The organism is Colwellia sp. M166, from assembly GCF_024585285.1.
Classification (GTDB): domain Bacteria; phylum Pseudomonadota; class Gammaproteobacteria; order Enterobacterales; family Alteromonadaceae; genus Cognaticolwellia.
In genome coordinates, this window is record NZ_CP040755.1 from 1,994,836 (window position 1) to 2,019,260 (window position 24,425).

The 24,425-nt window shown below is 39.3% G+C and carries 23 protein-coding genes; 8 read left to right on the forward strand and 15 right to left on the reverse strand.

What is annotated here, in order from left to right; all coding sequences use genetic code 11:
* The first annotated feature begins 9 nt into the window (after positions 1-9).
* The 8 genes from FGD67_RS09050 to FGD67_RS09085 all read left to right on the forward strand — a co-directional run bounded on the left by FGD67_RS09050 (position 10) and on the right by FGD67_RS09085 (position 11,833).
* Complete coding sequence (locus FGD67_RS09050; protein ID WP_257174701.1) at positions 10-1,212, forward strand: HmuY family protein; 1,203 nt, start codon at positions 10-12, stop codon at positions 1,210-1,212.
* 105 nt (positions 1,213-1,317) lie between these two features.
* Positions 1,318-1,926 carry a MotA/TolQ/ExbB proton channel family protein gene (locus tag FGD67_RS09055; protein ID WP_126667455.1) on the forward strand — a complete coding sequence of 203 codons (609 nt, stop codon included), beginning with the start codon at positions 1,318-1,320 and terminating at the stop codon, positions 1,924-1,926.
* Positions 1,913-2,218 carry a DUF2149 domain-containing protein gene (locus tag FGD67_RS09060; RefSeq protein ID WP_126667454.1) on the forward strand — a complete coding sequence of 102 codons (306 nt, stop codon included), beginning with the start codon at positions 1,913-1,915 and terminating at the stop codon, positions 2,216-2,218. The genes FGD67_RS09055 and FGD67_RS09060 overlap by 14 nt, the downstream gene beginning before the upstream one ends.
* A gap of 13 nt (positions 2,219-2,231) precedes the next feature.
* Positions 2,232-6,512, forward strand: a complete 4,281-nt coding sequence (locus tag FGD67_RS09065; RefSeq protein WP_257174702.1) for a cobaltochelatase subunit CobN — start codon at positions 2,232-2,234, stop codon at positions 6,510-6,512.
* Between the two features lie 270 nt (positions 6,513-6,782).
* A complete protein-coding gene (locus tag FGD67_RS09070; RefSeq protein ID WP_257174703.1) occupies positions 6,783-7,319 on the forward strand; it encodes a hypothetical protein in 537 nt (178 codons plus the stop codon).
* On the forward strand, positions 7,319-9,079 hold the full coding sequence (locus FGD67_RS09075; RefSeq protein WP_257174704.1) for an OmpA family protein: 1,761 nt from the start codon (positions 7,319-7,321) through the stop codon (positions 9,077-9,079). Before FGD67_RS09070 ends, FGD67_RS09075 begins: the two co-directional genes overlap by 1 nt.
* Positions 9,080-9,192: 113 nt before the next feature.
* A complete protein-coding gene (locus FGD67_RS09080) occupies positions 9,193-9,708 on the forward strand; it encodes a Rab family GTPase (protein ID WP_257174705.1) in 516 nt (171 codons plus the stop codon).
* Positions 9,692-11,833, forward strand: coding sequence for a bifunctional diguanylate cyclase/phosphodiesterase (locus FGD67_RS09085; RefSeq protein WP_257174706.1), 2,142 nt, complete (start codon positions 9,692-9,694; stop codon positions 11,831-11,833). The genes FGD67_RS09080 and FGD67_RS09085 overlap by 17 nt, the downstream gene beginning before the upstream one ends.
* Positions 11,834-11,886: 53 nt before the next feature.
* On the opposite strand, the gene FGD67_RS09090 is transcribed toward FGD67_RS09085, so the two are convergent.
* The 15 genes from FGD67_RS09090 to FGD67_RS09160 form a co-directional block, all read right to left on the reverse strand.
* Positions 11,887-13,116, reverse strand: coding sequence for a cyclopropane-fatty-acyl-phospholipid synthase family protein (locus tag FGD67_RS09090; RefSeq protein ID WP_257174707.1), 1,230 nt, complete (start codon positions 13,114-13,116; stop codon positions 11,887-11,889).
* 42 nt (positions 13,117-13,158) lie between these two features.
* Positions 13,159-13,971, reverse strand: coding sequence for a DUF1365 domain-containing protein (locus tag FGD67_RS09095; RefSeq protein ID WP_257174708.1), 813 nt, complete (start codon positions 13,969-13,971; stop codon positions 13,159-13,161).
* A 5-nt stretch (positions 13,972-13,976) separates the two neighbouring features.
* The gene (locus tag FGD67_RS09100) at positions 13,977-15,248 is read right to left on the reverse strand and encodes an NAD(P)/FAD-dependent oxidoreductase (RefSeq protein ID WP_257174709.1); all 1,272 of its coding nucleotides are present in this window, start codon (positions 15,246-15,248) and stop codon (positions 13,977-13,979) included.
* Positions 15,245-15,988, reverse strand: a complete 744-nt coding sequence (locus FGD67_RS09105) for an SDR family NAD(P)-dependent oxidoreductase (RefSeq protein ID WP_257174710.1) — start codon at positions 15,986-15,988, stop codon at positions 15,245-15,247. The genes FGD67_RS09100 and FGD67_RS09105 overlap by 4 nt, the downstream gene beginning before the upstream one ends.
* The gene (locus tag FGD67_RS09110) at positions 15,985-16,464 is read right to left on the reverse strand and encodes a nuclear transport factor 2 family protein (protein WP_257174711.1); all 480 of its coding nucleotides are present in this window, start codon (positions 16,462-16,464) and stop codon (positions 15,985-15,987) included. Before FGD67_RS09110 ends, FGD67_RS09105 begins: the two co-directional genes overlap by 4 nt.
* A 65-nt stretch (positions 16,465-16,529) precedes the next feature.
* Entirely contained in the window at positions 16,530-17,933 is a 1,404-nt protein-coding gene (gene phrB / locus FGD67_RS09115; RefSeq protein WP_257174712.1) for a deoxyribodipyrimidine photo-lyase, read from the reverse strand.
* A 19-nt stretch (positions 17,934-17,952) separates the two neighbouring features.
* The gene (locus FGD67_RS09120; protein WP_257174713.1) at positions 17,953-18,912 is read right to left on the reverse strand and encodes a DUF523 and DUF1722 domain-containing protein; all 960 of its coding nucleotides are present in this window, start codon (positions 18,910-18,912) and stop codon (positions 17,953-17,955) included.
* Positions 18,913-18,923: 11 nt separating this feature from the next.
* Positions 18,924-19,607, reverse strand: coding sequence for a ChrR family anti-sigma-E factor (locus tag FGD67_RS09125; RefSeq protein ID WP_257174714.1), 684 nt, complete (start codon positions 19,605-19,607; stop codon positions 18,924-18,926).
* A complete protein-coding gene (locus FGD67_RS09130; RefSeq protein ID WP_257174715.1) occupies positions 19,600-20,226 on the reverse strand; it encodes a sigma-70 family RNA polymerase sigma factor in 627 nt (208 codons plus the stop codon). Before FGD67_RS09130 ends, FGD67_RS09125 begins: the two co-directional genes overlap by 8 nt.
* A gap of 89 nt (positions 20,227-20,315) precedes the next feature.
* Positions 20,316-20,885 (reverse strand): LON peptidase substrate-binding domain-containing protein, encoded by a 570-nt coding sequence (locus FGD67_RS09135; protein ID WP_257174716.1) that lies wholly within the window; start codon positions 20,883-20,885, stop codon positions 20,316-20,318.
* A gap of 190 nt (positions 20,886-21,075) precedes the next feature.
* On the reverse strand, positions 21,076-21,627 hold the full coding sequence (locus FGD67_RS09140; protein WP_257174717.1) for a DUF3833 domain-containing protein: 552 nt from the start codon (positions 21,625-21,627) through the stop codon (positions 21,076-21,078).
* On the reverse strand, positions 21,624-22,235 hold the full coding sequence (locus tag FGD67_RS09145; RefSeq protein ID WP_257174718.1) for a chalcone isomerase family protein: 612 nt from the start codon (positions 22,233-22,235) through the stop codon (positions 21,624-21,626). Before FGD67_RS09145 ends, FGD67_RS09140 begins: the two co-directional genes overlap by 4 nt.
* The gene (locus FGD67_RS09150; RefSeq protein ID WP_257174719.1) at positions 22,219-22,755 is read right to left on the reverse strand and encodes a DUF2878 domain-containing protein; all 537 of its coding nucleotides are present in this window, start codon (positions 22,753-22,755) and stop codon (positions 22,219-22,221) included. The genes FGD67_RS09145 and FGD67_RS09150 overlap by 17 nt, the downstream gene beginning before the upstream one ends.
* A 222-nt stretch (positions 22,756-22,977) precedes the next feature.
* The gene (locus tag FGD67_RS09155) at positions 22,978-23,370 is read right to left on the reverse strand and encodes a hypothetical protein (RefSeq protein WP_257174720.1); all 393 of its coding nucleotides are present in this window, start codon (positions 23,368-23,370) and stop codon (positions 22,978-22,980) included.
* A gap of 98 nt (positions 23,371-23,468) precedes the next feature.
* Positions 23,469-24,107, reverse strand: a complete 639-nt coding sequence (locus tag FGD67_RS09160; protein ID WP_257174721.1) for a hypothetical protein — start codon at positions 24,105-24,107, stop codon at positions 23,469-23,471.
* Positions 24,108-24,425 lie beyond the last annotated feature (318 nt).

Below are 24,425 nucleotides of genomic sequence, written 5' to 3' on the forward strand. Positions count from 1 at the left end.
GAAAACAACATGAGACTTAATAAAGATTTAAACCAGAAATTCAAATTAACCAGCTTAGCACTGTGCGTTTTACTAACAGCTTGTGGTGGTGGCGGTAGTTCAAGTGAGGAAACCACATCTGAACCAACGACACCAACGACACCAACAACACCTGAACCAACGACTCCAACAGCACCAACGCAAGGTGATATTATTGGGCCACATAGCACTGGCAGTACTAGCGAGCCGGTATTGGTATATTACGATTTAGATGCTAAAGCCGTTGTTGAATTAGCGACAGAAGAAGAAGCTGCAGCAAACACGGTATGGGACATAGCCTTTAAACGTACCAACATTTATCTTAATCAAAACAGTGACAATACTATTACAGCCTATGCCATGGGTAATAATAGCGACTTTTTTGATGCCAATGGCGACCCTATCGCAGCAAGTTTCATTGCCGCCAATGCTGACACTGAGTTAGATGATTATTTAGCGGTAAAAACTAGCGATATACCAACCGATGAAACCTTGTTCATCGCTGATGTTACCGCAAATATTATTGCAGGTTTCTACGACTACAATTCGACAACACATGTGGTTAGTGCCGCTGATACCAAATACTTCATTACTGATTCAGACGGTGCCTTTACTAAATTTAGAGCAACAAGCATTACCACTGCAGGTCGAGGCATAGGCCAAATAACTTTACAGACTGCTTATCAAGGTAGCAGTGACGTTGCTTTTGCCCCTGAGCAAGCGCTTGTTATAGACGCCGCATTAACTTGTTCAGGCGACGTAACCGCGGTGTATGTTGATTTTGATAGCAATCAAGAAGTGACCGAAGCTGATGCTTGGGATATTAGCCTACCTTGTGCTGAAGATAAGACTGGCGCAAGTTTCGAAATTAAGCTTGCTGATGATGCCACAGCATTACAAGATTTCGAAAACAGCTATGACGCTATTGATCCTGCTTCAGCCGAGTTTTTAGGTTTTAAAAGTAGTAGTTATTCGGAAAACACTTTTAAATCCTTTACCCATAATTGGTACCAATACGCACTTAATGGTGGCCATTTATTGTGGTCGCAATTCGACATTTATTTAATTAAAACACCGACAGCCACTCATAAACTACAAATAACCAGCTACTACGATGAAAGTGTTACCTCTGGTAACTATAGCTTCAGAGCTGATGAAGTAACCGAACTTGTTGGCGAAGCCGCTAATGAGTAAACCCGAGTAAACCTCATACTCAAGGCGTAAACCTCTCCTGCGCCTTGAGTCCCTGACTCACCTGCATTGTTTATCACTTAAATTAACTACCTGTTAGGAAATATTATGATCGCCCTGATCGAACAAACCATGTACCAGCTGTCTGATTTCTTTATGGCTCCTGTGCTTTGTCTTATTGCATTACTGTTTATTTACTCTTTATTTGCTAGCGGACAATTTTTTAGTCAAACCCTGCAACGTCGTCGTCACTATAAGTCTTTCATACAATTACTTAACAGCAGATTAGGCAATAAGCCGGACTTAATGCTGAATGGCTACCCAATGGCATCTTTGGCAAATGAAATTCCCAACATCAGTCAAGACCAACTTGATGTCGCGGCACTAAAAGAGCTGGAAGGCGTGCGTAATGTCAGCCGTTTAGCCCCTATGTTAGGTTTAATCGCGACTATGATCCCAATGGGACCTGCTTTAAAAAGCTTAGCCGATGGCAATATACAAGGCATCAGTGAAAACTTAATCGTCGCATTTTCTGCGGTTATTTTTGGTTTGATAATCGCCTCAATTACCTTTTGGATCGCCTCAGTTAAAAAGCGTTGGATGGTTGAAGAACTCGTCGCATTAATGCCGCTGATCAACAACAAAGCGCCGGTAATTAATCAGCAAACACTTACCTTACCTGTAAAAGCTGTGGAGCAAGACTATGAGGTTGCTTGATGAAGATGAAGGCATTAACCCTGCATTATCGGTCGTCAACTTAGTCGATGTATTTTTAGTGTTAGTGGCCGCCTTATTAATTGCTATTGCACAAAACCCATTGAATCCCTTTCTAGCCGAAGATGTCACCGTTATTAAAAATGCCGGTAAAGATAATATGGAAATTATCGTTAAAAAAGGTAATACCATCGAGAGCTTTAAAAGTGATGGCAAAACGGGAGCAGGCACAGGTAAGAAAGCAGGTACTGCTTATGAAATGGCCGATGGCAGCATGATTTACGTAAAAGAGTAGCGATATTTATCACATGAAAAATCCTTTAATTAAAATTTCCATCTTATTATTTTCCTGCATTACAGTTATCAGTAATGTTTTTGCCCAAGCACCGAGTGTCAAACAAGAGCAAGCACCGACAGGTAAAGCGCATAACGTATTATTTATTAGTACCGCTCATGCTAATACTGCAAAAATAACCTTATTAAAAGAGGTCGCTAAAGAAAGAGTGGCTTCGACTTGGCATATCCAACAAAAGTCGGCGAAGTCATTGCTCGACGCGACTAACCAAACAAGCACACTAGTCTCCTTGTTTAATCAATATGATTTAGTCATTCTCGACGCGGTGTCAGTACGAGAAGCCAGTGCCGCTTTCGATAATTACGCCGAGGCAATCAGCCAAGTAAATTCTGCCGTCGTTGCTTTTAAATATTTACAAAACGCTAAACTCAATAAAGCTTTAAGCGCTGATAATGCCAGTACTTTAGAAGATTATTGGCTGAACGCTGGCCGTCGCAATCTCGATAACATGCTGTCCTATATTGCAGAAAATGTTGGCAACGCTAAGCAAGCAAGCTCAACGCTAGCAATGTCAGCAACTCCTACGGTTAGCAAAGTACCTGCTCCAATTATTTTTCCTCAACAGGGCATTTATCACCCGGCATTGCCGGACTTAATTATCAAAGATTTAGCCGAATATAAAAAACGCCGTCCGGTCAAACCTCAACAACCTAAAATAGCGGTATTGCTACAACGCGCATTAATAGAGTCTGAACAAACGCAATTAATTGATGCCACCATAGCCCAGCTAGAAGCCAAAGGTGCTTACGTTGTACCGTTCTTTTTCAAACTAAGTCCTGTTACCAGCGACTATAGCCATTTGCTACAACTGCCAATCACTAAAGATGGCCAGGTTGTTGGTCAAGAAACTGATGTTGATTTGATCATCAACTTTCGTAACATTCATTGGGCTAATCAACGTAAAGTCGAGTTTGAAAAATTCAATGTGCCTGTCATGCAAGCAATGACTTATTATTCTGGTGATAAAGAAACATGGGAAGCTGATATGCAAGGCGTCAGCGCCAATATGATGTCATTCACTTTAGTGTTACCAGAAAACGCCGGCGTGATTGATCCGATGATCGTGGCAGCAATGAACATGACAGATCAAAAAGTTGAAGTTATCGACTACCAACTAGAGCACCTAGTGAACAAAGCCATTAATGTCGTTAATTTAAAATACAAAGCCAATAAAGATAAAAAGCTCACCTTATTTGTTTGGGGCGACAAAGATGTTGGCGCTTCTTTTATGAATATCCCTAAAAGTATTGAAGCCATTAGTCAGCGCTTAGCTAATGAAGGCTACAACACCGCAGAACGTGATGCAGAATATTTTGTTGCCAACGCCAAGAAAATTCTCGACCCTTTCTATCGTGATTATCAATTAACCGAATTGTTAGATCATGACTTAGCCGAGTTAATGCCGATTGATGACTATTTAAGCTGGTTTAATGCCCTGCCAACTGAATTAACGCAAAAAATAACGGATCATTGGGGCCAGCCACAAGATAACTTTATGGCCGTAGAAAAAGACGGTAAGCACTTTTTTATCCTGCCACGTATTCGCAATGGCAATATGCTGATCATGCGACAACCACCGCGTTCTGATAGTAAAAATGATGAAAACATGATTTATCACCAAGGTTTAGTACCTATCAATCATTTCTACCTTGCCGCTTATTATTATGCCCGCGAGTATTGGCAATCCGACGCTATTGTTCATTTAGGTACCCATGGTTCACAAGAGTATTTAGGCGGCAAAGAACGGGGTTTATCTATTTATGACCAAGGAAATTTAGCGGTTTGGGATACGCCCGTGGTATACCCATTTATTGTCGATGATGTTGGTGAAGCGATGCAAACCAAACGCCGTGGCCGCGCTACTGTAATTTCACACATGACACCACCATTTGCTGCTGCCGGATTAGAAGGCGAGATTCGAAATTTGCATGAATTGATGCATCAATATAAACAACTCGATCAAGGTGGCGTAAAACAAAAAACGGCCGTGCAATTAACTCAGTTATGTTTTGATACCAATATCTGTAAAGACCTAGCGTGGGAACAAGCACAAATTGACCAAGCGTTTGATGAGTTTATCGACGCCTTACATATTCACTTAGAAGCGTTAGCAACGGCTAATCAGCCACTAGGTTTACATACTTTTGGTTATATTCCAGAACAAGCCTTAACGATATCAACCTTAGTACAAATGCTGGGCAACGACTTTACTGCAAGGGCTAGTGAGTTTGAACATGATAACTACGGTGAAAGCTTAATTGGTGAGCATCACGGCGACGGCACTAACGAAAGTGACGAAAGTGTTGCTCATAGCCATACTTACCATGAAAAAAGGCATGAAAAAGGGCATGAAAAAGATAATATCACCCGTACTGAAACAGTTGAAGAAAATGATGTCAGCCGTTTATCAGGTTACTTAACCGTTAAAAATTATATCATTGATGCTACAGATCAAACGGCCCAACGTCCGCTGGAGTTCTCTCAACTCTCAACTGAGCTACAAGCAGATATCGAACGTGGTAAAGCGCTATATAAAAGCATGGCAAGTATCCACGAACTCGATGCCATGGTCGACTTCTTGAGTGCTAAGTATATCCCGGTAAAATCAGGTGGAGATCCCATACGTCATCCCGAATCTTTAGCTACTGGCTATAACTTATTTGGCTTTAACCCTGCTCGCGTTCCAACCCAAGCAGCTTTCGAGCAAGGCAAAGAACTGACAGAACAAATGATCGCTAATTACTATCAAAAGCATCAACGTTACCCTGACAAAATGGCCTTCTCGTTATGGTCAATTGAAACCATGCGTCACTACGGCGTACTTGAATCTCAAGTACTTTATGCCATGGGTGTTAAGCCGAAATGGAGTGCAAGCGGCCGTGTTATTGGCACCGAAATCATTCCTTACAGCGAATTAAAGCGTCCACGTATAGATGTCGTGGTGTCAGCCACAGGTCTATACCGTGATGCTTTTCCTAATGTCATGCAAATGCTAGCAAAAGCGGTCAATCAGGTCGCGGCATTAAAAGAAGACAACAACTCGATTTGGCAAAATAGTGAAAAAGTAAAAGCAGACTTACTGGCCGAAGGTGTTGATGAAAAAGAAGCAGAGTATTTATCAACTATTCGAATTTTTTCAAATCAATCAGGTGATTACGGTACCGGCGTAGACGACGCTGCTTGGGCCAGTGATACATGGGAAGATGATAAAAAAATATCAGATAACTATCTAGGTAAAATGGGCTACTTCTTCGGTGCTGACAATAGCCGCTGGGGACAAAAAGCGGCAAATACCGACGGTAAAGAAGTACAACTTTACGCCAAACAATTATCAGGCACTGACATCGCCATGTTTGCTCGTTCTTCGAATCTATTTGGTATGTTAAGTACTGATGACCCGTTTGAATACTTTGGCGCACTCAGTTTAGCAGTACGTAACATTGATGGTAAAAGTCCTGACATGGTAATAGCCAACTTACGTGACGCTAAAAACGCTAAAGCCGAAGATGCCGGTTTATTTCTTGCCAAAGAATTACGTACTCGCATGTTTCATCCTCGCTGGATAAAAGAGCTACAAAAAGAAGGTTATTCAGGTGCCGTGTCATTAGCCTCAAAAATGGATAACTTTTTTGGCTGGCAAGTCGTTGATCCTAACTTGATCAGAAACGATCAATGGGATGAGTACTTAGATATTTATGTTAACGACAAACTCGACCTGAAGCTCAACCAATGGTTTAAAGATATTAACCCTGCCGCCTTCGCCCGTATGATGGAACGTATGCTAGAAGCAGAGCGTAAAGACTATTGGCAAGCAGACCCTGAACGTTTGAAACAACTTGTTGAACAATACGTTGCCGTGGTTAATAACAATGATTTAGTGATTTTAAATGACGCGGTAAAAGCGCATGTAAATGAACTAGCCGAAGGTTTTGGTTTAGCGCCACTGGTAGCAAAAACCCTAGAAGCCATGGCCGCTAGCGCAAAAGCCCAGCAAGCCATGAACAACCAACAACTTGCTGAACAAAAAAAAGCTGATGCTAAACTTGTGGAAAATGAACAACAAGTGGAAGGGCAAAAGCTTGATAAACAAACCCAACATGCCGCAACACCGAATGATTTTATCTACTACAGCCTTACCAGTATATTATTTTTAATCGGCTGCGGCGCTGCTTGGCAAACCCGAAATCGCAAACATAATAGAAACCAGCTATTTACCTTAACTAAAAACAGCTAACCAGCAGGAAATACCTGACATACTTAAGCAGTATTCGACTTGATTTTCTACAGTAAAGGCCGCAACAAGCGTTGCGGCTTTTTATAGAGTAAATCTATCTTGTTGATAATAAACCACCACATTATGTTCAATTTATAGACAAGCCTAGGCAAGTATAATAATCTGACAAGAGCTTGGTTTATAATAACTAAATGACTAAAAACAGGTTATTTTATAATTTTGAGTTACACTGAATTAAAGAGAAAAGTCTACTAAAATGGAATGTTATAGATGCCAAATAATAAAAATAGCAAAAAAGAGCAACAGCCAGATGTCACTCCGACAAATGAACTTGATCAGCTTCGGCAAATTGTTTTTGGCGCAGCAGAACAACAACTAAAACAACAAATTGCCTCAACACGCAGCGATATTGAGCAGGCGTTAAGTAAACAAAATAGCAGTTTTAATGATCGTCTAGTGCAAATGCAGGAAAATATTAACAAACGATTTACTGAGCTTGAGCAAAAATTACAACTTTTTGATAAAAACCATGACGATAACGAGGCTTCAATTGAGAAAAATCTTGCCAGTCTATCATCAGAGCATGAAATGTTTACCAGCGCTACTCAACAAGATTTCAAAAATATAGAGCAAGCAATTGATCATGAAAGTCAGTTGCTTACCGGTAATTTTAATGAGCAACTAGAACAATTAAAAACACATCTTGAAGCGGTATCAAATGAACTTAGCTCTTCAAAAACCGACAGAAAAACCTTGGCTAAATTACTCGCAACCATGGCAACCAATTTAGAAGACGACCAAATATAATGCCAACTGATGCCGCAACAGATCATGCTGACTCAGAGCAACAATTAGAAAAAATACGTACCCTGCTCTTAGGTAAAGAAAACAGCAAAGTAACAGCAAGCATAAAAAAAGATGCTCGTAGCCTAGTGGCTGATGTTATTACTGAAGCACTGCATGATAGACAAAAAAAAGACAATTCAGTGAATAAGGTACTGCAACCATTCGTTGAAGAGTCCGTTAAACAATCTGTTGCTCACAATAGTGAACAACTGGTTAGCGCTTTATACCCACTTGTTGGTAGCTTGGTCAGAAAGTCTGTTGCTGCTTTTCTTAGTGATTTTATGGAGAAAACCAATCAGTTACTAGAAAATAGTTTAACCATCAAAGGATTAAAATGGCGCTTTAAAGCACGGCAAAGTGGCATCAGTTATGCTCAATATGCCGCATCACAAACCTTTGTTTATCGTGTAGAACATGTTTTTCTTATTCACAGAGAGAGCGGTCTATTATTAAGCACTGTTGCTCGGGAGCATGAAAGTAACAGTAACGCAGATATTGTCTCTGCCATGTTAACCGCGATTAATGACTTCGTTGGTGATTCGTTTCTAACCGATCAAGAAGGTCAAAAAGAACAATTACAAGCGGTGAGTACCGACAACTTTAACTTACTGATAAAACCAGGACCGAGTGCGCTAGTTGTAGCTGCCGTGAGTGGTAATCCACCGCAAAGTATCAGTAATCAACTGCAACTGACACTAGAAAACATCCATAGTTTATACTTTGATGAACTCAATAGTTTCAATGGTGACAATAAAGACTTTGATAGCGTCGACAATTTATTACGCGACTGTTTGTTATCTGAACAGAAAACCGTAACAGCTGAGAAGAAGAAAATTCCTTGGTTGGCTTGGTCAATCGTATCATTAGTTATGATCTACGTCGGATACCAATCCTTTAACTGGTTTAAAAGCGCCCAGCTGCACGAAAAAATAATGCAACTAGATAATCAACCTGGGATCATTATCAAGCGGCTAAAAATAAATCAGCTTGATAACATCAGCTTAGATATATTACGCGATCCCGATGCCTTAAATATTAATGATTGGCTGAAAGAAAATGCATTAATTCCAGCACAACTCACGATTACTGAACGTAACTATCGCTCGCTTGATCAACAAATATTACAACAACGAGCGCAACGTATTATTTCAGCATATCCAAGTATTAATGCTAGTTGGCAAAATCATCACCTTATGATTACTGGCACCGTAGATTTAATAAAAATAGAACAACTACGCAACACTCTAGCTATCGCCGGCTTCACCGAAGGAGAAAACCTTAACACTGAACAACTCACGTTGGTAGCAAACTCTCCTTCAATAGCCAGCGAAGAAATTAAGCAACAACTGTTTGAGCAGTTAATTGGTCGCATAGCATCTATTCAACTTAATTTTTCAGTTGCCAGTGAAAGTATCACCCCACAAATGCAAACATCATTACAGCGGCTATATCTGTATATGCAACAATTAACCCCGATAGCTAAAGACCTTAATATTGATTTTGGTTTACTCATTTTAGGCAGTAGCGATAACACCGGCAGTAAAAACACTAATAACATTTTGAGTATAAAAAGAGCCAACAATACTGCAGAGATATTACAGAGCAAAGGCATAGCTAAAGATAAAATGTATGTGGTTGGTTTAGGGCAGATAAACATCAAAAATATTAGCAGGACAGCAAGAAGCGTTATGTTCAAGGTAATATATATAAATCACGACTAAATAACCTGAACTCAGGATAAATAAAATAATAAGGTGACTCTGTTGTAAATAAGAGTAGTATTTTAAGTGGTATTATTAATAAACAACAAGCGGTCGAAAAGGGAGGTGACGCTTTGATTCAAAAAAAAATCTGCCTATTAGGCGCATCGAGTGTTGGTAAAACCAGTTTAGTTAAACAATTTGTCGAAGGTATTTTTAGTGAAAAATATCTAACTACCATTGGTGTTAAAATTGACAAAAAAACGCTATCGATAGCAAATGAGCAAGTTAATCTGCTGCTATGGGATATGGAAGGCAATGATAGTTATAACGTTTTTCAAGAGAAGTACTTACGCGGTGCTGCTGGCTATATTATAGTTGTTGATCAAACTCGTGCTTCTTCATTGCTTGAAGGTATCGACATTCACACGCTCGCACGCCAAGTTACTGATTGCCCAGCAATATTGGCCATTAATAAAAGCGACTTACTGGCTACCTGGCATTTAGATGACAGCGAATATGAAGCCTATCAAGATTTATTTGCTCTGCATTTTTTAACCAGTGCTAAAACTGGCAATAATGTCGAGCAAATGTTCTCATCATTGGCTGAATTGCTATTAAAGCGTGAAAAAAATGACCTCACTACTTAATACCGCTTTAAATGCCTTAGAACAAGTTGTACTGGAAGTAACTGACGCCAAATCCTGCACAGTAAAATTACTGGAAGGTGGTAGCACATGGGCAAGTGATTTATTCCCCCAATCTAGCGATCAACAAGCATTTACTATTAATGAAGATATTCCTTTTTTACTGGATTTTCTCATTGATGCTAAAACCATTTGGCAGCAACAAGAAAATGCTAAATTGCACTCGGGTTTATGGACTGAAATAACCTCAAATAATAAAGAGTTACATTTAGAAGCCATTGCGATAAAACACCAGCAACGCAATATTTTAGTGATAAGTAACCAATTAGAAAACTTTAAAATTCAACAAAAAACTAAACAGTTAGCACGTGAAGTTTTATTGTCTTACGATCGACTTTTTTTAAAAAATGAATATCTGCATACACGATTACTGTCTATTTTAAATCAGCCTACCGACCAAAGTAATGTGCTAGCAACACTGGCTAAAGTCATTGAAAATGCAGAGTTTGCAGTTTTAATTGCTAGTAAAGACTTCACCACCAGTATTGAAAATTCAGCCGCACTCAGTCTATTTAAACAAGATGATTTACTAAGATCACAATCGGCTCGCCCGATAGACATTCTCATTACCTTGATGAAAAATCAATTACCTGAATACCAACGCATACTCGCAACAGGCTCAAGTTGGGATGGCGAGTTGTGTTGGATTTTGCCTCCCTCAACGCTAAAGTGGCTGAAAATCGGCTTTTATCCGGTAAAAAGCAAAAACAACCAAGTAGAAAGCTGGATCATATTTGCCAACGACATCAGCACCATTAAACACTTAACACAGCGTAACGAATTACTTGCAATGCAAGATATGCTAACAGAGCTACCGAATCGCTTTGCGTTTTGGCAAACATTAGAAGAGCATATTGCTTCGAAACAAGCATTTTATTTACTCTATATTGATATTAATGACTTTAGGCGACACAACGAATTTTATGGTCATCATGAAGGTGACAAGTTACTCATCGAACTCAGTAAGCGTATTCGCCGCGTTATTAAAGCCGTTGACTTTATTGCCAGAGTCGGTGGTGATGAGTTTGCTATTATTCTCAGTGGTATTGATAATAAAAAAGCCTGCGAATTAGCCATAAAACGCATCATAGAAAATATTAACAAGCCATTTCAAACTAAAGAACTCGAGCTTTTCGCAATTAAGGTTAGCATTGGCGTCGCCAATTACCCTAATGATGCAGAAAGCGTTGAAGAGTTAATGAAATTTGTCGACTTGAGTGCTTATAACGGTAAGAAAAACAAAAAAAACTCAGTGCAATTTTATTCAAAATCAATGAAAGATGCTTCACATGACCTAATTAAAATAGAACAAGAGTTACGACAAGCAATCGCAAACAACGAATTTGAATTATATTTACAACCGATTATTGATGTCAAAACTAACTGCATTAACAAGGCCGAAGCATTGATCCGCTGGAATCATCCAGAAAATGGTTTAATCAGTCCGGACCAGTTTATTCCTATCGCTGAGAAAAGTGGTTTAATAATAGCACTAGGTCAATGGGTTATAAGCCGCTCTTGCCAAATAGCGAAAGCAATTAATCAGCTAGGTTATAATGTTAAAATATCCATGAACCTATCCCCTTCTCAGGTCACTGACGTTAATTTATTTTCTCATTTACGTAGCTGCATTAAAGACAACCAACTTAACCCTGGCTTATTAGAGTTAGAAGTCACAGAAGGTGTATTAGTTGATGATTATGCAGTCGCAGAGAAGTTATTAAGCAAAGTCAGAATGATTGGTATGAGCGTTTCTGTTGATGATTTTGGCACCGGTTACAGCTCGCTTGCCTACTTAAAAAAACTACCATTAGATTATTTAAAAATTGATCGCTCATTTATTAAAGAAATTGTCACCGATGATAACGATAAAGCGATAGTGCGGGCCGTTATTGCTATGGCCCATAATTTAAATTTATGCGTCACAGCAGAAGGCGTTGAAACTAAAGAGCAACTAACCTTCCTGATTAATAACTCATGTAACTCAGTACAAGGTTACATGTTAAGCAGACCGATTAAATTAGAGCATTTCATTAAGCTGCTTAATGAACAAAAAACCATAAACTGAAGTTCATTTAAATTAAGTGCAGAGAAGTTAAGCTTTATAATTTGTTTAACCCGTTACTTTCTAGCAAGTAAATGAACGGTACTGGTCGAGCGCTCTAAAAAAGCACCTTCACAATATGCAAAATAATATAGCCATAAACGTTTAAATTTTTCATCATAACCAAACTGTGTCAGCTCTGACCAAGAATTTAAGAACGCCTCTCGCCAATGGGCTAATGTTTTTGCATAATCTAAACCTATATCGTCAATCGATTCTGTTACAAGCTCGGTATGTTGGGTAAGGTTTTGCGTTAAAATCGTCACTGAAGGTAAAAAACCACCGGGGAAAATATAACGCTGAATAAAATCAACATTCTGTTTGTAGTAACCAAAACGTTGATCAGCAATAGTGATTGACTGTATTAATAACTTACCGCCTGATTTCAAACGTTGGTTACATTGCTGGAAAAAGCTCGGTAAATATTCAAACCCAACCGCTTCAATCATTTCAATTGACACTAACTTGTCGTATTCACCGGTTAAATCACGGTAATCTTTTTTTAATAATGTTATTTGCTCTGTCAAGCCTAAGGCTTCAATACGTTGCTTTGCATAAGCATATTGTGCATCAGAAATGGTTGTTGTGGTAACTTTGCAGCCATAATGCTGAGCGGCATAAATAGCTAAACCGCCCCAACCTGTACCTATCTCTAATAAATGATCAGTGGTTTTTAATTCCAAACGCTGACAAATAGTCGACAGCTTATGCTGTTGCGCCTGCGCTAAGCTAGCTTCCGCTTGTGGGTAAATCGCTGATGAATACATCATTTGTGGATCAAGAAAGCGACTATAAAGCTCATTGCCTAAATCATAATGAGCAAGAATATTCTTTTTTGAACCTGTTTGACTGTTACGATTGCTACGATGTAATAAAGCGTATTTAAGTTTAGTTAACCAAGGTTTTTTTTGCTCAAGTGCATCGGTTTGCTGCTGAGCGCGAGCAAAAATTCTAATAACTGTGGTTAAATTAGGACTGCTCCATTTGCCAGCAATATAAGCCTCAGCAGCTCCTATGCTGCCACCCTTAACAAAATCACGATAAACACTGCTGTCATGAATATTAATACGTCCCAGTAAGGATTTATTTTCCGCAAACTCAGGAAATAGAAAGCGCTGACTATTATCAACCAATTCAATTTGCCCGTAGTCAAGTTTTGCTAAAACTGAGAACACTAAACTACGACAACGCTTATCTAACCAATTAGCTTGTTTTCTTACTTTTAATCCTGACACTTGTTCCACCATTAAACTCCTTAATTAAAGCTTTTTGACCTAGCGTTATAACAATTACTTAGCTTTTTGATAGCCAATAAAGGGAATACCTTTACAAAAAATCTTCAAAGCTTGCCAATATATGCCCAAAACTATTTTCAAGGTCATTACCGGAAAATTACACCAGAGCTTCCATAGCGAGGTACGGGTAAATGGCACTTTGGTTAAATTCATTGTTGCAGCAAATATTTTTTGCTCAGCTTTACCATTTTCACTGTCACCTTTTGAGTGGTTTTCAATATGAACGAGTAACTTGCCACTATTGAGCATCGGTGGCTTAATTCGCCATTGATAACACATATTCAAATCCATAAAAGGTGACACCTGAAAATTTTTCTCGGTAATATGAGGCTTGGCATCGAGTTCACTGTTTTCATCATGACTTAACGGTACTAAATAATAATGCCGCTCATGCCACGGTGTATTACTCACTTCCACTAACACTTGCTGACAAATTTCATTGGCGTCATAGCAAAAATAAAAATTTGCTGGACTAAAATAAAGCCCTAAACACCTAACCTGAACTAACATAGTGATGCGAGCTATCTTGTCAGCAATATCATCATTAGCCGTTAAAACTGCTACTTTATTCTTTATACGTTGCTTAAGAGATCCTGGTTCACCTTTTAGATAATCATTTTGCTCAAACCTCAACAAATTAAACCAAGCAAAACCAAAAATGCCTTTCGGTGCTTGTTTTTTTTCCATTTCATCAGCATCAAGCGCCAGCATATATAACTGATAGTTAAAGCTATGTGGCTTAGGGCTAAAGCGTCGATGGCTGATTTGCCCGCGATAAATATGACTATAAGGAGAGTGTTCAGTCATGATTATTACTTCGCTGCACTGTCTTGCAAATAGCAATCAAATCGCTGCGCTACATCAACAGCGCTTCTGACGCCATCTTCATGGAAGCCGCTATACCAATATGCACCAACAAAATGAGTGTTTTGTTGACCACATATCTGTATACGTTGACGCTGCGCTTCAATAGACGCTATTGAAAATACCGGATGATGATAAGTAAATTCTCGCAATACTTTACTCGGGTCAATATCCTCTCGCTGATTCAAAGTGACACAAAAAGTATGCTCAGAATTTAATCCCTGCAAGATATTCATATTGTAAGTAACGCTCGCAGGCTTGGTTCTATTTGAAGTTAATTGATAGTTCCAACTCGCCCATGCCTTTTGCCTTTTCGGCAGTAAACTAATATCGGTATGTAACACCACAGAATTATCGCTGTAAGGTATCGCACCCAATATATTTTGTTCTTGCTCGCTCGCATCACCAAGTAAAGCCAGCGCTTGATCAGAATGACAAGCCAATACCACTTCATCAAACGTTTGTATTTCACCGCTAGCAAAATGCAGCTGAACTTGGTTATTTTCTCGTGTTACCGCACTAATATCAGCGTTAAGATGAATATTATCAGCGAACGATGCAGACAAAGGTGCCAAGTAGCTTCTCGATCCCCCCGGCACAACATACCATTGTGGCCTACCGGCTATATTCAATAAGCCATGGTGATGGAAAAAATTAACAAAAAACTGAAATTGAAACTGCTCCATTTGCTCTAAGGAACTAGACCAAATCGCAGCCCCCATCGGCAAAATATAATGCTCAGCAAAGTAATCACTGAATTTATGCTCACTTAAAAACTCGCCTAAGGTCAATTGCTCAGTATAGTTTTTGCTTTGAAAGCTTTGTTTGCACAGTTTATTAAATTTAAGAATATCGCTAATTAATAACCAAAATTTCGGGTTGAAAATATTACGACGCTGTGCAAATAAGCTATCAAGGTTATGGCCGTTATACTCCATCCCCGTATCCGTATTATGTACCGAAAAGCTCATTTGTGTTTCTTGCTTACCGACACCTATTTCGTCTAATAACGCTAAATAGTTTGGATAGGTTTTATTATTAAAAACAATAAAACCAGTGTCGATGGCATACCATGTGTTATCAACTTCAACATCTACCGTTGCGGTGTGTCCGCCGATAGCCGAAGCCTTTTCAAAAACACTCACTTGATGCTTTTTAGCTAATAAATAGGCGGCAGTTAAACCCGACACACCTGATCCGATAATAGCGATATGTTTCATTTTTTCTCACTCTTTAAGGCAATATTTTGCCAAACAACGTCAGGAAATAGCGCGAGCAGTTTCAATAACAAGGTTAATCTTTTGGGAAAATGTAGATAAGATTTTTTAGCGCTTACACCTTGATAAATTCGGCTAGCCGCTTGTTGACTGGATAGTAAAAATGGCATAGAAAAATCATTTTTATCCGTTAATGGCGTTTTGATAAAACCAGGGTGTACGAGAGTTACAGCAATATCTTGCGCTTTTAAATCTATCCGTAAGCTATTGGCTAAGTAATCAATACCTGCTTTAGAAGCACCATAAGCTTCGGCTCGAGGAAACGGCAATAATGTCGCACTAGAGCTAATAAATACAACCTGCCCTCCGGCATCCACTTTTGGTAAAAAATACTCTAGTAAATAACCTAAAGATTGCAGATTTGTTGCGATAACACTAGCAAATAACTCGCCATCAAATGCCTTGGCATTGTCGATATAGCGACAATCACCGGCGTTAAACATTAAAATATCTATACGGGCTATTTGCTTGAGTTCAGCTGCAGCGGCTTTTATTTGCTCACTATCAGTAATATCAAAGGCAACAGGAATAACATCGGCATTACTATCAGCTAGTTGTTTAAGCTTTTCTTTATTACGACCACAGGCAATAACCTGATAGTCGTTGGCTAAGTAATGATGTAGCAAAGACTCGCCGATACCAGAAGTAGCACCGGTAATAAGAATAGTGCGTTTTGCATTCATGAGTTGGTCGCCCTACGTTTCAGGAAGCGAATAATGCGTCCTAATAAAGGTACTTGTTCATAAAGCATTGCGCCTAAATCGATATAATCACGATGAAAAATAACTTTATCGCCATCACCTCTTATGTGCGAGCTACCTTGTACATGCACCACATTACCGGCATTTAAACGTGGATGCTGATAGCTCATATTCCAATAAATAGCCGCTTCATTTTCTTCTGCTATCACCTGCTCAATACTAAATTCACAATAGCTGAGCTGTTGATACAGTCCATCAAAATAATGGGCTAATTGCTCAAAACCGGTCAGTTTATGCATGGGATCAATAAAGGTAATATTTTGATGATAAAGCTCAGCTAACAAGTGCAAATTATCAACCGATAATCGCTGATAGATATCGACAAACTTAATTAACCAAAGTGCATGCGGAGGTTGAATATTTAATTCATTCGCTTGCTGAAATTTTTCATCTGACATAAAGACTATTCCTTGCTATGCCTTTATTCTTGAGCTTATTTCAACAAGCATAATATCCATTACTGTTATCTATAAAACTCAAGAGCGGCTAATCTAGCTTGCTTATGGTCAACAATAGCCGGCCAATAAAGCGTTAATTTTTCTTTGGCGAGATATTGATGCGGAAAATGAATTTCTTTATCAGGTAATTTCGCCAGCTCTGGTATGTACTTACGAACGAATTCACCTTTAGGATCAAATCTTTCGCTTTGTCGTATCGGGTTAAATACTCGAAAATAAGGCTGTGCATCACAGCCAGTACTTGCCGCCCATTGCCAGCCACCATTATTCGCTGCAAGGTCGCCATCAATCAGCTTTTGCATAAAATATTTTTCACCCCAACGCCAATCAATCAATAAATGCTTAGTCAGAAAACTGGCGACCACCATACGGAGTCGATTGTGCATCCAACCCGTTTGATTCAATTGTCTCATGGCAGCATCAACTAGCGGATATCCGGTTTTACCTTCGCACCAAGCACTAAATAACGCAGGGTTATTAGGCCAAATGACGGCGCTATATTTAGCGTTAAAGCACTGATGCTTACATAAGCCTTGTTTATGAAAGATTAAATTACGATAAAATTCACGCCAAATAAGCTCATTTAACCAGGTGAATTCTGGGCTATCTGATGCCACCAAAATATCAGGAAAACGCTGTAGAAATAACAGTAGTAAATAGCGTGGACTAATCGCACCTATAGCTAAATAAGGTGATAAGCCAGACGTGGCTTTAATAGCAGGAAAATCACGTTTTTCGCCGTAACTGGCGACTTTATTTTGATAAAAATCAGGTACTACCTGTTGCTCAACCTGCTCGGCCAAAGGCCAAGCGTCAGACTCACCAGTAGATGTTAGCAGCGGCATTAACTCAGCTACTTCTTGCTCAGCGATCGTCTCGGTTTTTACTGGGCTAGGTTTACCAAGATAGTCAAAACCATGTTGTCGAACGTACGTTAGCCAAGCCCGTTTAAAAGGAGTGAATACTTTATACATTTCACCGGTTTTATTGAGCACTTTGCCTTTCGCGACAATCACATCGCTTTCAAACATCCGTAATGGAATACCTGTTGCTAAGCAAAGTTGGTCACGTTGATTTTCATTAAATTCAAGTTCTTGATTCACCACTACTTCTTTAACATTATGTAGCTGGCAATAGCGCTGTAAAAATGAAATTTGCTCAGAAAAATCATCACAATGTACAACCTCTAAGCTGATATTTAATGACAATAGCTGCTTGGCAAGCGCATTAACATGACGCTTGATAAAATCAATTTTTATCGACGACCAGTCATGAGCTAGCCATTGTTTTTCGCTGACAAAAAAAACAGCTTTACCGGGAAGTAAGCCGTTTTTTTGTGCCAGAAAATAATCTAAAGCCGGATTGTCGTGTATTCTAATATCGTTGCGAAACCAAAGTAACAAGGACATTCCTTAATAATCAAGTGGGTTAATATCCGTATCTCAGCTTTAACGATTCAGGATAAGGATTTAAATACGCTTGCTGAGCTAAATAATCATTAGGGTGTGCTAACAAATAATGATTAACCAAGGTCAGTGGCACCATCAGTGGCACTAATCCCGTACGGTAGGCATCAACTTGTGCAGATAACTCTTTTCGTTGCTCTGCGTTTAAGTACTTTGAGAAATACCCTTGAATATGTGACAAAGTATTAGAATGATTTTTACACGTTGCTTTTATTGTTAACGCGGCCATCAAGCCACTAATATATTGCTCTGCCATTTCTTCAACGGGTAAATCAGCACGCGCCAATAAACGTCCGAGCTCTTTATAAGCAACCAGATTATGGCTCATCACGGTATATTTATATTGCGCATGAAAACTGGTCAGTTTATGTTTGCTAATGCCTGACTCGACCAATGCCAACCAATGACGATAAGCGTAAACACGAGCAACAAAGTTTTCGCGAATAATAGGATCATTCAAGCGACCGTTCTCTTCACAAGGTAGCAGCGGGTTCGCTTTCATTATTTCTCGAGAAAAAACCCCAATACCTTTTGCTTGTAGCGGATCGCCAGTCGGCGAATACACTTTAACGCGCTCCATGCCACAGCTTGGACTTTTAGCACAAAATACATAGCCACTGAGGTTTTTAGAGAATGACGCTACTTTTTTACCATAAGCTTTAATCTCACTAGTAACATCACCCGAGCCGTCAGGGCGTGACACCTTGATCATCTGCTCGTCTTTAATCAACCGTATGGTTGGACGAGGAATTGGCATACCAACAGCTACTTCAGGGCAATAAGCCTTGTAAGTTACATGCTGGCTTAGCTCATGAATACAAAAATTTGATGGTTTGTTGCTCGCGTCAAAACGAACTTTTTCACCAATTAAACAAGCACTAATGCCAATAAGCACATCTTCTTTTGTAAATTTTTTATGCATAGTCATCCCAACTAATAAATAAAAGAGCCAATAGGGTTAAGCAACTTGTTGATACCTTGAGTAAAATGCAAAGCATCATTGGCAACGGTATAGCAAAGACAGCCTTGCTCAGTCGCTGGCTGATGTTGATGGCGCTTATCTAGCATGATAAAATCACCTTGCACATACTCACCTTGTTCATCAGCAAAGGTCCCTGCTAATAGTAAGGTTAGCTCAAAACCTTTGTGTGTGTGCTCAGGTATAGAACCGCCAGCGCCAATGTGCAATAAATTAGTATGAATTCCACCTTCATCTAACAAGATGCGTGCCCGTGATAATTTACCTATTTGAGCGGTTTTTCCTAATGACATATTTCGTAGCGCATTAGGTAAAACATACTGTGTGCCTTTAAAACTAACCGAGCGTTCAACGCTAGCGGCTTTCATCGGCTCAACATCATCAGAAGCGGTAATTTGGCCAATGATGTCGTCAAAATCTAATTCAGCAGCTTTCGTGTCGGCATCATCAACAATAAACTCGGCATCAAAGCTTTCTTCAAAACTTGCCTCTGCCACTTGTTCAGTGAGTTGAGTTACTTTTTGTTGGCACAAAGGACACATTTCAGCATGTATTGCGATACCAGCAGCAAGTGAAGCCGGTAAGTCACCATCAACAAAACTTTGTAATAAGGAAAATTTAGGGTGGTGTTTAATCATGATGATCTCCAAGTTTCAACTTTAGTTTGCCAAGGGCAAGTCGAAGCCGCGATTTTATCGTGCCAAGCGGTAAATTAAGATGAACAGCAAGTTGCTCTTGTGACATCTCCATAAAATAAAAACCTTTAACCACTTGCTGCTGATTTTCAGGCAGGGTTTCAATAACGCCGAGTAAATTACGACTTTGAATATGGTCAGTAAAACTTTCATCTTCGGTGTTTAATGCTTCAGCTATCGGCCAAATATCATCACTGAGATTGTCTTCTTTATTGGCTTTCATTTTGCGCAATAGGTCAAAGGTCACGTTACGCATTATGGTGTATACCCATGTGGTGGCAGCACCTTTACTATCATCAAATAAATGTGCCTTGCGCCAAACATTGCTCATGGTGTCTTGTAACACTTCAGCGGCAAGCGCCTCATTGTTCAGTTTGCTTTGAGCAATACGCTGTATTTTAGGGGCAAAGAATTTAAACACGCCAGTAAATGCTTGTTTGTCTCTATCAACCGCTATTGATTTAAGCCATTGACAAAGTTGGGAATGATCGATTTTATTAGTCATGCTACTAGATGTAGCAGCTGTTTGACGACTTGGCAACTCTGAATGAACAGACTGCATAATTCTTACCCATTATTTCACTGATATTAATTTATACGCAGTAAAAATGGCTTGAGATCACATTTTTTCATTTTATTTTTCAGCAACAGTTATTGCTCAGCTAAAATAATACTTTGTAAAAACTCTTTCGCAGCACTAAATGAGCCTGACTCGACAAATAAACGTTTTTCATCGATAGTCACCGGCAGTAGTTCTAACCAACGTGCCACCACCCAACTGCTTTGGCTAAAGTATGGCGTAGGGTATAAAGCGTTTAATTCCACGTTGTCATCAAAGACCTTACTTAACGACTGTGCAAGCGGATCGGCTGTTTCATCTATGCCACTGTCTGACCAATGAGCTTTAACGCTGACATCACCATGATGAAGCTTGTCTTGATCTTGTGTCATGGCGTTAATATCAACTAAGCACTTACAGCGCACATCTATCAATAACAAGCCATCGTCACCCTGATCGAAGTTAACAATTTCAACCCAACTACCGGTTGGCATATCACTAACGTTTTCAGCTTTGTCATACGCTAAAATAACAAAACCGTCATGTTTCATCGCATGGGCAACCATTTTTAAATAGCGCTTTTCAAAAATGCGCAAGCGAGTTAGCCCTTGTGGTAACAAGAAGACTGGTAATGGAAAAATAGGTAAGTTCACTGTTGTCATAGTTTCACAATAATAAATGCAGCTGAGTTGATAGAGTGTTATACGTAGAAAAATACAAAACGATCAAAAAAAAGCCCCGACAGCAAATATATTGCATAATAGGGGCAAAGGACACACAGCAAGTAGTGATAAATTTCCTCGTTACACAGCACGATATAAAACACGGCATACCATTATTAGTTTTAGCGCTCTATCGACAGGTTTTTTCTGGTATCTGTTTGTCAAAAAATAAGCTTATTTCCGCCAGCGTTACGCCAATTTTTTTCATTTCGGTACGATTAAAAACACGATACTCATCTATTTGATACATCCAATCATCAAGCGAAAATTCTATGGTTTCGCCGTCAATAGGCACTAATAAGTCATATTGCCATTGAAAAGCAAAACCGACTTGCTGACCAAAAGCTTCACCAACAACATCTTCCGCACTGCCTTGATATCTGCCCTGCGGGAGCTTTTTAAGCTGCCAATTACGATAACTTACTTCACCATCGGCAAAATAAAACACTTCCTTTAACAGGCCATTATCACCCTGCCATTGGCCGTCAATTTCAACACAAAATCGACGCGTCACATTGTCGGTATAATCTTGCACCATGCCCCACGCGATAAGCTTGCCGGAAAAATATTGCGCAATATCGAGTTCAGGCGAGCTTGCTTGATAATCTTTTAGTTGCGTTGTGCAGCTCGATAACAACAATATCACCGTGGCAAGAGCACTGAATTTATAATGCCATTTCATATTAACTCTCCAAGTAGTTGCTGACGTAATTTCGGCTCGCTCGTGTTTTCATCTAGCCAAATAGCAAGAAACAGCTGAGCGAAAGTGGCACTGTCAATTACCCCTATTCTGTGCCGATTTAAATAAAATGTCGTACTGTTTGCTTGGCTTAACATTGATAGTTGATCACCGGCCTTTATGTCTGGCCAAATGCCCGCTAATAACGGCAAAAATTCGATATAATCATCTTCATCAAGTGCTAAATGACGCCACTGCGAAAGGGTATTTTCTAATAATTCTGCTTTACTAATATCGCGTAAATAATGAATTTCAAACAAAGCATGCTGACAAGTATGACTAAACGGTGGTTGCCCATCAGTGGTTAATAATGTGCTTTGGTAGATATCCCAGAACAATACTGAGAACTTAGCGCTACCTAACAACTGAAAATGCTGCTCAGCAATCGACGGCGCTAATTCATCGACCGTCATGGGAGTTTGCTCAGTCGCTCGACATTGGGTCATGCGTTTAGCATTATCAGCTGCAATATCGTTACTTGCTTGAGCGCTTGAAAACATGGTGCTGAGCGACATTATCAAAACAATAAAGTAATTAAAGTTGCGCAACATGGTTTTTCTCCTCAATTTGAAGCCAAGCACTTAAGGCAAAAACAAGCACCATTAATGGTCCCCATAAACCAGCAAGCAGTAAGTAGCTCAACTCAAACGGTGGCGTGATATAGACCACAGAAAACTTTGCCCCAGCCAAGTAACTTAACGGCGCAAAAATAGCGCCTATCAAGCATTGTAATATTTTAGAATTTGCCAAAAAACCTAAGCTGTGTCGCACCGTAGCGGCAAAACATAACCACAGGGTAATTAGCCAAAATGGTAACTGCGTAGATCCAGGAAAAACAAAAGTTCCTGAATAAATCAAAGCGCTATCTAATAACACGCCCACACCAGCAACAATCAAAATAAGCACTAACTCATTTTTATCTGCTTGGTAGTACAGATGAAGCAACAGCATTATCACTGCAATTGGAATAAAAACATTGCCAAGTAAGATCAGCCCGAACCAAATGGCATTGAAACCCAGTAAGTTAACTAGGATTAGATTATTGCTTAAGGTTAAGCTCGGTTTTATCACGCTTTATCACAACAATTTTATTATCTTGACGGACAATACGTAAGTAATAGGTATTTGGATTAGTCTGATAAAAATAATTATTTGAACAACAATGCTGCTGACAAGAGAAATAAGTTAAATGCGATGTGATCTATAGCGAGGCGAAAGCGAGCGACGTCTCGCTCACTTTAATGATGTTAACTGAATGTTCTAGTGATGAGAATTAGCAAAAACGTTAGTACGTTAGCGTGACTTTAAGTTGACCACAAATGGCTTACCGCCGTAACCATGCTTATTGCACTTGGCCCGTACAATGACCTTAGAAAGCTCTGATGGGACACTGATATTACACTTGCTGCGAGTGAATGGTTGTTCATTAACATGAGGATGACCCAGTAAACGAAAGGCTATTTGATTACCGTCAGGGTCGAGCACCTGCCAACCATCGGCGTAATGTTGCCAACCTTGATCATTATGTCGAACCGACGTACCAAAGCACCAACTGCCATCAGCTTTCTGCGTCGCAAGCACACCTGTCACCTGAGCGAACTCTAGGGACGTAGAGTAAGTGTCTAAATCTGGCTTTTCTGCAAATACCGACGATGCAAATAGCGATAATAGTAGTAGTGTTCTCATGTGTTCCTCGTTTAGTCACTGGCCAAATAATAGCCTGAGTAGATATTAATTAAATCTCTAGCAAAGCGAAATCGAGCAAACGCTTCCGCTTAAAGTTCCTATGCTTTTTTGAAATTGGCTTTCTTATTAGCTTGTAGCTCTGCAATCGGTTTAGCTCGCCGGTATAAAGCAAGTAACATTTTTAACTGAACTAATTCATCGCCTTTCGATATTTTGTGCAAAGACTGAACTTGGTTATTAGTTAGACTGAAGCCTTCATGCAACTGTTTTATCGAGTTTTTTACAAAAATAATTTCTTCTCTTAATTGTTTAGCTTCTAGATCTTTAATTTTTAGTTGAGTCAATTTACGCTTTTGATATTGCGAGTAAATTAAACTGTAAGTTCCTGCGATACTCGCAATAGAAGCACATATAGATGAAACAATAATACCAATATCTTTTGCTACCTCTGTAATTAATGTTAATTCAATGAAGCCTGGAGATGCATATTGGATGCGTTTCACTTCTGGGTTATTTTCGGGAGGAACAAGTCTCCCCATTATACTAAAAAACCCAACAACACTACCGCCACCTAACCAAGGCATTCTTTCAAATTCTAATTGTGAAAGTTGATTACTCTCAACAGAACGTAAGGCATAAAAAAAACCATACAGTTGCATATATTCTTTTGTCAGTATTGCGAAATCTTCTAATTTCCATCTTTCATCCAAAAGTATGTATGAATTACCTTTTTGCATGATACTCCTTAGTTGAAGTTAACATTTACGCATAACAACTTAACCAAAGGAAACTTTGTTCCTACAAGAAAGTTTCCATCTTATTTACCTATTAATAACAAATCCTTGTAGCGATTACCACTGCTTACTTGTAAGTAAAACTAGCTAAAATTTAGAACGAAATGAGGAAAGTATCTCAATTTTATGATTTGGCTTATGGCTAAGGAGGATGCACAAAACGGCGATATTTAAAGCAGTAAATGATTAACAAGCTTTGCAGTATTTAACTTTGCTATTTACTGCAGACATTTGAAATGACAAAAAGCACAAAGCAGCCCA